Here is a 10,105-nt window from a genome sequence, read left to right as displayed (position 1 = left end):
GGTCACCCGCCAGCAGCCGCGCGGGGTCGCCAGGTATCAGGTGTGAAATAATAAAGGTGATTACGCAAACACCGATAACCACCAGAATAAGTCCCCAGCATCGCTGGCGTAAAATACTCCAGAACGTCATTAGCTTCCCCTTGCGGAGCCAGAGCGGCTCCGCATAAACGTGGCTTATTTACTCATGGTGGAGATATTGAAGACCTGTTCCAGCATGGGGTTGAATACAAATCCTTTGACGTCTTTGTTCATCGCCAGCTGATAGTTTTTCTGGAATAAATAGACGTAGGCCGCTTCATCAATCACGATGGTTTGCGCCTGCTGGTAGTCATTGGTTCTGGCCACCTGATCGGTTGTGGCCAGCGCGCTGCGCAGCAGTTTATCGACCTCACCGTTTTCATAGAACGAACGGTTACCCGGCAAGCCTTTCTTATCTGACTCAAACCAGTAGTTCATAAACATGTACGGGTCGGCAAAATCCGGACTCCAGTTGCCAATGGCAATGTCGTAATCACCTTTGCCCACGCGGTCGCGCATGGTGGCGTTTGCCAGTTTTTCCAGTTTCACCTTAATGCCCAGTTTGCCAAGGCTTGCCTGGGTGGCGAGCGCGATAGGTTCCCAGTTAGGGTCATTATCGGAGTACAGGAAGCTCAGGCTTTCAGGTTTGGTGGCAACTTTGTCCCACGCTGCTTTGGCTTTGGCTTCATCAAAGCTGTACTGCATGGCCTTGTCGTCAAAACCCCACATGCCTTCAGGGATCGGGCCACGCATTTGCTTCCCGTTGCCGCTCAGGATCCCGTTGACCATGCCTTTATAATCGGTGGCCCACGAGATGGCGCGACGTAAATCCACCTGATTGAGCGGCGCTTTACTGTTGTTGAGATACAGATAGGTCACGCGCAATGAGGGATAATCCGCCACGTTCACTTTGCCTTCCTGTTTTAAAGCGGCAAGCTGGTCAACAGGAAGCGCATCGGCAATGTCGATATCACCACGTGACAGTTGCAGGCGACGGGAGGCGCTTTCACCAATGATTTTGACTGAGACGCGCTTAAATGCCGGTTTCGCCCCGGTATAATGCGGGTTCGGCACCAGTACCAGTTGTTGTCCCTTTTGCCAACTCTTCAGCATAAAGGGACCAGAGCCTGCCGTGTTCTGCGCCAGGAATCCGCGGGCATCGTCTGCGGCATGCTCTTTTAAGATGGCCGGGTTAATGATTGAGGCACCGTCATTTGCCAGCGTATACAGAAACGGGGCAAACGGCTGGCTGAGGGTAAATTTCACCGTGTTGTTATCAATGACGTCGACCTTCAGATCTTTTGGGAAAGCCTCCGCAGGTCCCTGACCAATTTTGAGTAAACGTTCAAAGGATTGCTTTACCGCATCTGCCGTTACCGGCGTTCCGTCGGCGAATTTGGCATCGTTTTTCAGGGTAAACGTCCACTCTTTCTGATCGTCAGATGCTTTCCAGCCGCTGGCTAAATCACCTTCAACTTCCGTGGAGCCTTTGCCTCCGTCGGTTTTGTATTGAACCAACCGCTGGTAGGAAGGATAGGTGACCGTCCAGTCATTGTTATCGATGGTCACGGCGGGATCGAGCGTCTGCGGATCGGCGGCTTTACCAATCACCAACATATCTTTGGGAACGGCAGCCTGTGCGGCGGGCAGGGCAAATGCTAACGCAACGGCTATCAGAGCGGGGCGGAAAAACGCGTTTAACGCAGGTGTAGTCTTCATAACCAGGCTCCAGAATTAAAGGGGATGTTGTGTTGTTATAGGCGTGACAGTGTAACAATCTATTTGATCGTCAAGCAGTGGATAGCGAGCGGCATCAGGTAATTCAAAATGCCACCACTCGCTGTTGATACCGACAAAACCACCGCCAAACATAATGGCATTGAGCAGCAGGCGGTTACGCTGCGCTGCCGGAGGAACAGATGGATGCCAGGCATGGGAACGGTCGTGCATTTCATCAAAACCGGCCCCCATATCAAGGAGATGGCCGCGATCGTCCATCAACGTGACGTCAATGGCCGTACCCCGACTGTGATTGGAACCAATTGCGACATCGACAACATACTGTGGGTCGGGACAGGCATTCCACAGTATCGCCTGCGCCTGCTGGGGGCGATACGCGTCGTACACCACAAGCTGCAGGCCGGCCAGTTGCGCAATGCTGATGCTTTTAGCCAGCGCGGTAACCGCCTCAGTGTGCAACAGACAACGCGCTTCCCGGTAGATTGGTGCGCCGGTAATGTTGTCGGCAGTAGCGTATTTAAGATCGATATGCAGCGACGGAAATATCACCGACAGATCGACCAGTTCTGGGAGTTCTGACATAGCACGTTTCCTGTTTATTGTTCGAATTGACCAAATTGTTGTTGTAACTGGCGATTGGTTTGCAGGCGTCCTGCGAGGGTGTCACCCAGTTGCGCTACCACCGCAGAAAGTAATAAGTTGAACAGACAGCTCACCGGTGCCAGTGAGTCCCAGAAATGCCCGGTGTCAGTTTTTACCTGAAGTAAATCAATGGAATAATCCCTGGCCCATGGGCACCACACATCGGTAATGAGCGCCAGCGGAATGCAGCGCTCTGTGGCGACACGGCAATATTGTCGCGAAATAGCGGAGTAGGCGCGCATATCGGTAATAACCACGTAAGGCTGGCTGAATCCCGAGTTCAGCGACTCAACCCAACTGCCGGACAGGCCTTCGGAGTAGCTGACTTTAGGTCGCAGGTATTCCAGGTGACTAAAAAAGGCGTTGGCGATCCCGCGGGTGGACTGGATCCCGAGGATGTACACGGCTTCCGCATGCGCCAACTGCTGTGCAATGCGTAAAAACGTTTCGCCTTGTGCGAGCTGGTAGACGTGGGTAATAGCGTCGATCTCCAGCAACAGCGACTGCTGTGCCCGATCCGGCAGGCTTTGTTGCTGGTGCCAGGAATCCAGTCGTTCATTCATTCCCCAGGGCTGATACGGAACAACGGGCAGCTCACGCAGACTGGCTTTTGCATCCTCCAGGTTACGAAAGCCCAGTTTACGCAGATAACGTCCGACGGTAATGCCGCTGGTTCCGGTTGCTTTGGCGATGCCATCTGCGGTTTCAAATGGGATCTGCACAGCATGGGCTAACAGCCACCCGGCCACGCGCTTTTCGCTGGGCGTCAGTTGGCTAAAGGTTTGCTCTATGCGGGTAAATAACTCTGGTTTGGCTGTCATTACCTTCTCGCTGTTAGTTGCCTGTCAGATACCGTATTTCTGTTAGCGAATTAACAATGCAGGACGCGTGCCATGTGCGTAACAGCGGCACGCCGACTGCTTTTGTTAAAAACCAACCGATATTCATTAACTAATGATCAACATTTGTGCAGCGTAGTTCAGTTTTGGTGCAACGGTAGAGGAAGAGGGGTATGAATCTGCTGATTTCGTCGGAACGATCACATTGTGGGCAACATTTATCCCTCAGACATAAGAATCAGTAATGGGAAATATAAATTTCAGCCATATCAATAACAGCAATCTTTATTCTTATGACGGTAGGGGTATTATTTTTTGCGAGCTACATTAACGGTGTTAAGCGCAAGTGTAGATATTATTTATATTATAAATGGAGTACTACAATGAATAAATTCTCCCTTTCTACAGCAGGTATTCTGGTCGCAGCGCTGTTAACCAGTGTCAGCGTCAATGCAGCAACAGATAACGCTAAAACTGAAGTGACTCCGAAAGGTATGAACTGCCAGGAGTTTATTGATTTGAACCCACAAACTATGGCTCCGGTGGCCTTCTGGGTGCTCAATGAAGACGAAGACTTCAAAGGTGGTGACTACGTCGACTATAACGAAACCGTTACGACTGCAGTTCCTCTGACCGTTGAACTTTGTAAGAAACATCCGCAGAGTGAATTAAGTAAAATAAAAGACGAAATCAAAAAAGAATTATCTAAATAAGATTAAACCGTTATTAAAACCCAGCCAAAGTGCTGGGTTTTGTTATTTGTGACGCTGTCACTAATTTGTTTTGTGATACTTAAGAAAACTTTATAAAGATATAAACGCCTGTGCCGATACTGGATAAAAGTTAGCCTTTTGCAGAAGGAGTTTGTATGGCCTGGTATCCTACTCGTATTTCAACGCGTTTAACCATCGGCGGCATTCTGCTGCTTGCAGTAACGACCCTTGTTATCGTGGTGATTATGCTCTGGCGCGGTCAGCCGCGCGTCGTTGAAATCAACACCGCCCTGATCGAAGAAACAGGGCAAGGTTTAACCCGTCAGTTGAGTACCGTATTGTCCCGAATTGAAGGTGAGACCGTCAGCCTGTCGCGATTGGCTGAAGTGTTGCCTAACGATGAATCTCTGTACCAAAGCGTTGTTCCGCATCTTATTGGTGAAGGTAAAGACTCGATTATTACCGGCGGCGGCATCTGGCCAGAACCAGACGCCTTCACCGCAGGTGTGGAGAAAAGAAGCTTTTTCTGGGCGCGTAATGCTGAAGGAAAGCTGGTGTATTCCAATGATTATAACGTCGAAGGATCGAGTGGATACCACAATGAAAGCTGGTATCAACTGGCCAAAGGCCATTCACAAAACAGCTGTTTATGGTCTGACGTTTACCAGGATGCCAGTTCAGGCGTCAACATGGTGACATGCAGCGTGCCTTATCAACAGGCGGGCAAGTTTGCCGGTGTCGCTACCACTGATATCCGTCTGGATAACGTCGCCACTTTCATGCAGCAGCAGGGAAACAGCACCGGTGGTTACGCATTTGTGGTAGACAAGCAGGGACAAATTCTCTATTTCCCGCAGGCCGACCTGGCAAAATATAAAACCATTAACGATTTGGCGCAAAGCGCGCAGTGGCTTATCCCGGTGCAAAACGGTCTGAAATCTTTGCGCCCGACAGATGGGGTGAAGACTATCACGCTGGCAAACGACAACGTCCTGAATACCGCGTCACAGGTAATGCTGTTCCCGATGCCAGATACCGGCTGGGTCGTAGGACTTGCAACCCCGGAATCTCGTATTGTCGGTCTTGCCAAAGTGATGATGCAGGACGTTCTGGAAGTATTGATCCCTATCATGACGCTGTTGCTGGTGGGATCATGGCTGGTGGTTCGTCGACTAATTTCACGTCTCGATGATACTCGTCAGGCACTTGATGACATCGCGCAGGGAGAAGGCGATCTTACCCGTCGTCTGGATGTTCGTGGCAAAGACGAGATTTCGGCTATCGCCGAGGCGTTTAACCTGTTCGTCGATAAAATCTCGGCCATCCTGATCACCGTCAGAAGCAGTAGCACAGTGGTAGCGAATAACGCCGTTAGCCTGGCTGACAGTAATATGGAGCTTTCATCTCGCGTAACGCAGCAGGCCGCTGCGCTGGAAGAGAGTTCGGCGGCCATGGAGCAGTTAAATGCGACCGTTCATCAAAACGCCAGTAATACACAACTGGCAGATGAGCTATCCGATAGCACCGCGCAAACGGCCAACCGCTGCGGCGATGTGATGCAGGGCGTGATCTCAACAATGGATAACGTCAGCGCCTCATCCGGCAGAATGGTGGAAATTGTCGCGGTCATCGACAGCATTGCGTTCCAGACCAATATTCTCGCCCTGAATGCCGCGGTTGAAGCAGCCAGAGCGGGCGATGCTGGCAGAGGGTTTGCCGTCGTGGCCTCCGAAGTGCGCACGCTGGCTCAGCGCAGTGCCACCGCCGCCCAGGAAATTAAAACGTTGATTGATGAATCCGTTTCTCATGTTGGTAGCGGAAGTCAGCAAATTCACAATGCCGGTGAGCGTCTGGGAGAACTGGTCAACAATGTGCGTCAGGTGCGCCAGTTGATGGGGGAAATACGCGTTGCGGGTGAAGAACAACGTAAGGGCGTTTCCGAAGTTACGCTGGCCGTTACCGAAATGGACAGCACCGTTCAGCAAAACGCCTCATTAATTGATGATGCCGCAGCACGGACGCAGGCGCTGAAAGAGGAGGCGGAACAACTGGCATTGCTGGTCTCTTCCTTCAGATTACCTGAGCCTGGCGTTGCCGGATAACCACACCATATCCGGGTACAGACAATGTGCCCGGATAACTCCAGTATAATGGTTCTTAAGCAAGATTTTCCGGTTTAACTCCCTTTTATTGTGTCTAATAAGATTTTGAATCATTCCCAACTTAACTCTATAATATTGGGTGTAAAGTCGTTTTTATCCCAATAAGAGCCAATATTATGGATTTAACCCTAAATACTGCAGCTGATATCGTCAAACTGCTTTGCGACAGATTGCGTAAAGAACGACTCGCCCGGCAAATGACGCAGGCTGATGTTGCCGCGCGTTCAGGGGTCGGTGTGAATACCGTGTCGAATCTGGAAGCGGGGAAAAATGTAGGATTTGAGAATCTGGTCAAAGTCGCGATGGTGTTAGGCTATGGCGATGCCCTGGAGGGGTTATTCAAACCCAGGATTGATAGTCTGGATGATATTTTGCGTTACGAAAAGAGCGCGGCACGTCAGCGGATCAAAAGGAAAAATTCTGATGCCTGAGCAAGTTGATGTCTTCTATGAAGGCTGGGGTGAGAAATGGCTGTGGGGCAAACTGGTGTCTTCCACAGCCCTGACCGGACGTCCGTTGATCGCCTTTGAATACAGTGAAGAGGCCTTACGTAAGGGGCTGGAACTGTCCCGACTGATGTTACCGCTGAACGGTCCCCGTTTACGCAGGGATTTCCCGGCTCATCAGTTGGGATTACCTGGGCCAGTCTATGATTCGCTTCCAGATGGCTGGGGTATGCTGTTGATGGACCGACTATTTAAACGCCGCGGGCTCAACGCAGCACGCATTGGTCCATTGGAGCGCTTAACCTGGGTCGGCAACAACGCGATGGGCGCCATGACATTCCAGCCCGTTCAGTCAGATGCCGAGACGCTGTCAAAAGAGGATGTTCCTCTCGCACAACTGGCCGCTGAGGTTCAGGAAGTCCTGAGCGGCGAAGGCGGGGAATTCTTGCAAAAACTACTCCAGATGGGCGGTTCGCCACAGGGAGCAAGGCCTAAGGCGTTACTTTATCGTGACACTGTCACGTCTAAATTCACCACAGCGCCGCTACCCGGGAGCGAAAGCTGGCTGATTAAATTTCCCGCCAGGCATGAGCATGCTGAGGTATGTGCCATCGAAGCGGTTTATGCTGAATGCTTGCGCCAATGTGGGATAACCACGCCCGATACTGCGTATTTCAATCTGCCCGGCGGACAGGCGGCATTTGCCACTCGCCGTTTCGACCGTGACCAGTCGATACGTATTCCTATGCAGAGCCTGGCGGCACTTACCGGGGCAAATTACCAGATACCCGGCGCTTTAGACTACCGGGATTTTCTGCGCGCCACGCAGATTTGTACCAATGATGTCAGAGAAAAGGCAAAAGCGTTCGAACGCGTGGTTTTCAACGTGGCATTTAACAACCGCGACGATCATCCGAAGAATTTTGCCTATTTAATGTCAGCCGATGGAAACTGGACTCTGGCTCCGGCTTACGATGTCACCTGGTGCGAAGGGCCTGGCGGGTATCACCAAATGGACGTGCTGGGAGAGGCGCTGGATATCGAAAGAAAGCACCTTCAGTCGCTTGGCGTTCAGGAAGCTGAGTTATCTGCTGACCATGTGAACGGCATAATCGAAAAAGTCTGTCACTTTGCCACGGCATTGAGCGCCATCGCCAGGGACAAATACCCCGATCAGATAACGCAATCCACGCTGAAGACGATTCAGAAACAAATTGATGATAATGTCCGTCGGTTAATGTCCCGGTAACGCAGATACAGCCGCTACACTTAGCGAAGAATTAAATCTGAGCGGGGCAATGCTATGGTTGAATTTGTCTTGGGTATGCTGGAACACACGCCAGTTTGGGTGTATCTGCTATTTGCCTTTCTACTTTACAGAGGGATTAAGGCCAGAACACCCGCCACCGTCACGCTGGAAAAGCTGGCGCTGATCCCGGCAATTTTTCTGTTCTGGGATATCTACGATTTAATCACTTATCGCGACCCGACCCTCATTACCTATATCCAGTGGACGATAGGTATTATCAGCGGCGCGATAATTGGCTACATATTAATTAACCCAGACCGTTTGAGCCGCAGTAGCGCACCGCGGAGTATTCATCGTCCGGCAGATTATTCCGCATTGCCATTTATGCTGCTGGCATTCGGCGTTAAGTACGTTCTTGGCGTACTTAACGCCATTGCTCCCGACGTTTTACGTCAACCCGCAATGAGCGCTCTGGCTATCATTACAGGCGGCATGTTCGCCGGCGTTTTTGTGGGGAAATTTACCCGCTACGTGAGCGTCTGGCTCAGACTTCCCACTCAGGACAACTATTAACGTCCCCAACGATTACGAATATAGGTCACGGCTTCCTGCGTTTGCGGTTGATTAAGATAATCTTCGCGAAACAGGATCGTGCCGTTGATGTACGGTTCGGATTCGTTTAAATCGAGCTGCTTTTTCAGTTCCGGCACACCGCCTTTTACCGTCCAGTCCGGCTCTTTTCTCGATGGTTCACCAACTTTATACAGCGCTACACCAATGTAGAGGCGGGTGTTGGTTGATTTCACGACATCTGCCCACCATTTTGCCAGTACATCGTAACGCGCTGCGTCACGGGCAAAAGGCCAGTAGAGTTGCGGTGCAATGTAATCCAGCAAACCTAGTTGCACCCAACGGCGGGTGTCTGCATACGACTCATCATACGCTGCCGCGCCGCGCGTGTCGGAGCCCGCTGGATCGTGCGAACGGTTGCGCCACACGCCCGCAGGACTGACGCCGAATTCAACCTCAGGCTTGAGTTTCTTGATGGTCCGCGAAACCTGGGCAATCAGCCGTTGCGTGTTATCGCGACGCCAGTCAGCCTTGGAAGCGAATCCCTGGCCGTATCTTCTGAAGGTCTGGCTGTCGTTGAGCGCAGAGCCGGGAGATTCGGTATAGAAGTAATCATCAAACTGCACGCCATCAACCGGGTAATTCTCAACCACTTCCGCCACAATGCTGGTGATCCAGTCGCGCACGTCGGGAATACCGGGGTCTAACACAAAACGCTCGCCCGCAGTGCGGATCCAGTCCCGATGCAGGACGTATACGCTGGACGGCGTCTGTGACAGCGTGCTGTTTAATTCAGAGACCGTCGAAGGTTTGGTGTTTACGGACACGCGGTAGGGGTTAAGCCAGGCATGAACTTTCATTCCGCGTTTATGCGCTTCATCGAGCATAAACTGCAGCGGATCGTAACCCGGATCCTGGCCAATCGTACCGGTCAGGGTATCTGACCACGGTAGAATCTTTGACTTCCACAATGCGGTCCCATCGGGCTTAACCTGGAAAAAAACGGTGTTTATACCAAGCCGTTTCAGGTTGTCCAGCTTATCCGTCAGCGCTTTTTGCTGCAGGCTGATGCGTACGGCAGGCGAACTGATGTTCACGGATGAGATAGGCGGCCAGTCAAGACGAGAAACCGTGGCCAGCCAGATCCCGCGCACTGGCTCCTTGCTCTGCTGTGGTTTGCTCACCGGAGGTAGCGGAGTGGTTTTGGGGCCGGGCGGTTGCGAAGAACAGCTGCCCAGTAACAACATACTGCCTACGAGTACAGCAAACCATTTCATGTTGGTCAGCGGTAGTCTGGCACGAGAACGGGCGAGAATCTTCGCCAGTTTTTTCTGATAATTTCCTGAAAAGAAACCGGATGCTGCCATCTGATTTTGCTCTTATTTCTTTTTATTGCGGCTGTTAGCCCAGGGATCGAAGGCCGGTTCGGGGGTGTTGTTTGAGGCCAGGTCATGCAGTGAATCAAGGTACAGCGCTTCAACTTCTGCCCGCGCCCACGGCGTACGGCGCAGAAACTTCAGACTGGATTTAACGCTCGGTTCATTTTTAAAGCAGTTGATATTAATGCGTTGCGCCAGTTCAGCCCAACCATAACGTTCAACCAGGGCATTGACCTGCATTTCAAGCGTTACGCCATGTAAAGGGTCTTTAGAAATATGAGCATTCATATGAAGTCCAGTTCAGTGGTTCCAGATTTTGTCAGTAGTGAGACGGAAAGAAGGTTACA

The 10,105-nt window shown here is 51.4% G+C and carries 10 protein-coding genes and 1 pseudogene; 5 read left to right on the top strand and 6 right to left on the bottom strand.

Going from position 1 to position 10,105, the window contains the following annotated elements:
* From FDW94_RS24410 to FDW94_RS16800, 4 genes and pseudogenes are all read right to left on the bottom strand, one after another.
* Nucleotides 1-130 (bottom strand): annotated as a pseudogene (locus tag FDW94_RS24410) (ABC transporter permease); the annotation flags it as partial.
* 44 nt (nucleotides 131-174) lie between these two features.
* Entirely contained in the window at nucleotides 175-1,737 is a 1,563-nt protein-coding gene (locus FDW94_RS16810; RefSeq protein WP_137377925.1) for an ABC transporter substrate-binding protein, read from the bottom strand.
* Nucleotides 1,738-1,752: 15 nt separating this feature from the next.
* Nucleotides 1,753-2,340, bottom strand: coding sequence for a D-alanyl-D-alanine dipeptidase (gene ddpX, locus FDW94_RS16805; RefSeq protein WP_003832991.1), 588 nt, complete (start codon nucleotides 2,338-2,340; stop codon nucleotides 1,753-1,755).
* Between the two features lie 14 nt (nucleotides 2,341-2,354).
* On the bottom strand, nucleotides 2,355-3,221 hold the full coding sequence (locus FDW94_RS16800; protein WP_048226494.1) for a MurR/RpiR family transcriptional regulator: 867 nt from the start codon (nucleotides 3,219-3,221) through the stop codon (nucleotides 2,355-2,357).
* A gap of 401 nt (nucleotides 3,222-3,622) precedes the next feature.
* Between FDW94_RS16800 and hdeB the strand changes: the two genes are divergently transcribed.
* From hdeB to FDW94_RS16775, 5 genes are all read left to right on the top strand, one after another.
* Entirely contained in the window at nucleotides 3,623-3,952 is a 330-nt protein-coding gene (gene hdeB, locus FDW94_RS16795; protein ID WP_003019999.1) for an acid-activated periplasmic chaperone HdeB, read from the top strand.
* Between the two features lie 155 nt (nucleotides 3,953-4,107).
* Nucleotides 4,108-6,054, top strand: coding sequence for a methyl-accepting chemotaxis protein (locus tag FDW94_RS16790; protein ID WP_008784782.1), 1,947 nt, complete (start codon nucleotides 4,108-4,110; stop codon nucleotides 6,052-6,054).
* 176 nt (nucleotides 6,055-6,230) lie between these two features.
* Nucleotides 6,231-6,545: a helix-turn-helix transcriptional regulator gene (locus FDW94_RS16785; RefSeq protein WP_032943458.1), complete on the top strand. Its 315-nt coding sequence runs from the start codon at nucleotides 6,231-6,233 to the stop codon at nucleotides 6,543-6,545.
* Complete coding sequence (locus FDW94_RS16780) at nucleotides 6,538-7,809, top strand: type II toxin-antitoxin system HipA family toxin (RefSeq protein ID WP_137377924.1); 1,272 nt, start codon at nucleotides 6,538-6,540, stop codon at nucleotides 7,807-7,809. Before FDW94_RS16785 ends, FDW94_RS16780 begins: the two co-directional genes overlap by 8 nt.
* A 54-nt stretch (nucleotides 7,810-7,863) precedes the next feature.
* The gene (locus FDW94_RS16775; protein ID WP_137377923.1) at nucleotides 7,864-8,382 is read left to right on the top strand and encodes a hypothetical protein; all 519 of its coding nucleotides are present in this window, start codon (nucleotides 7,864-7,866) and stop codon (nucleotides 8,380-8,382) included.
* Here FDW94_RS16775 and FDW94_RS16770 read toward each other — a convergent pair.
* Complete coding sequence (locus FDW94_RS16770) at nucleotides 8,379-9,746, bottom strand: glycoside hydrolase family 10 protein (RefSeq protein WP_103285218.1); 1,368 nt, start codon at nucleotides 9,744-9,746, stop codon at nucleotides 8,379-8,381. The genes FDW94_RS16775 and FDW94_RS16770 overlap by 4 nt on opposite strands.
* Before the next feature lie 12 nt (nucleotides 9,747-9,758).
* The gene (locus tag FDW94_RS16765; protein ID WP_032943454.1) at nucleotides 9,759-10,046 is read right to left on the bottom strand and encodes a VF530 family protein; all 288 of its coding nucleotides are present in this window, start codon (nucleotides 10,044-10,046) and stop codon (nucleotides 9,759-9,761) included.
* Nucleotides 10,047-10,105: the final 59 nt, after the last annotated feature.

This window comes from Citrobacter sp. wls757, from assembly GCF_005280935.1.
GTDB lineage: Bacteria > Pseudomonadota > Gammaproteobacteria > Enterobacterales > Enterobacteriaceae > Citrobacter > Citrobacter portucalensis.
Note: the sequence above shows the minus strand (reverse complement) of the source record. Positions and strands in the feature narration are given on the sequence as shown.

Bases quoted from the DNA above. Each gene is read 5' to 3' on its own strand.
- FDW94_RS16790 (WP_008784782.1), top strand. From the start codon at position 4,108: ATGGCCTGGTATCCTACTCGTATTTCAACGCGTTTAACCATCGGCGGC.
- FDW94_RS16775 (WP_137377923.1), top strand. From the start codon at position 7,864: ATGGTTGAATTTGTCTTGGGTATGCTGGAACACACGCCAGTTTGGGTG.
- FDW94_RS16780 (WP_137377924.1), top strand. From the start codon at position 6,538: ATGCCTGAGCAAGTTGATGTCTTCTATGAAGGCTGGGGTGAGAAATGG.
- ddpX (WP_003832991.1), bottom strand. From the start codon at position 2,340: ATGTCAGAACTCCCAGAACTGGTCGATCTGTCGGTGATATTTCCGTCG.
- FDW94_RS16765 (WP_032943454.1), bottom strand. From the start codon at position 10,046: ATGAATGCTCATATTTCTAAAGACCCTTTACATGGCGTAACGCTTGAA.
- FDW94_RS16785 (WP_032943458.1), top strand. From the start codon at position 6,231: ATGGATTTAACCCTAAATACTGCAGCTGATATCGTCAAACTGCTTTGC.
- FDW94_RS16770 (WP_103285218.1), bottom strand. From the start codon at position 9,746: ATGGCAGCATCCGGTTTCTTTTCAGGAAATTATCAGAAAAAACTGGCG.
- FDW94_RS16800 (WP_048226494.1), bottom strand. From the start codon at position 3,221: ATGACAGCCAAACCAGAGTTATTTACCCGCATAGAGCAAACCTTTAGC.
- FDW94_RS16810 (WP_137377925.1), bottom strand. From the start codon at position 1,737: ATGAAGACTACACCTGCGTTAAACGCGTTTTTCCGCCCCGCTCTGATA.
- hdeB (WP_003019999.1), top strand. From the start codon at position 3,623: ATGAATAAATTCTCCCTTTCTACAGCAGGTATTCTGGTCGCAGCGCTG.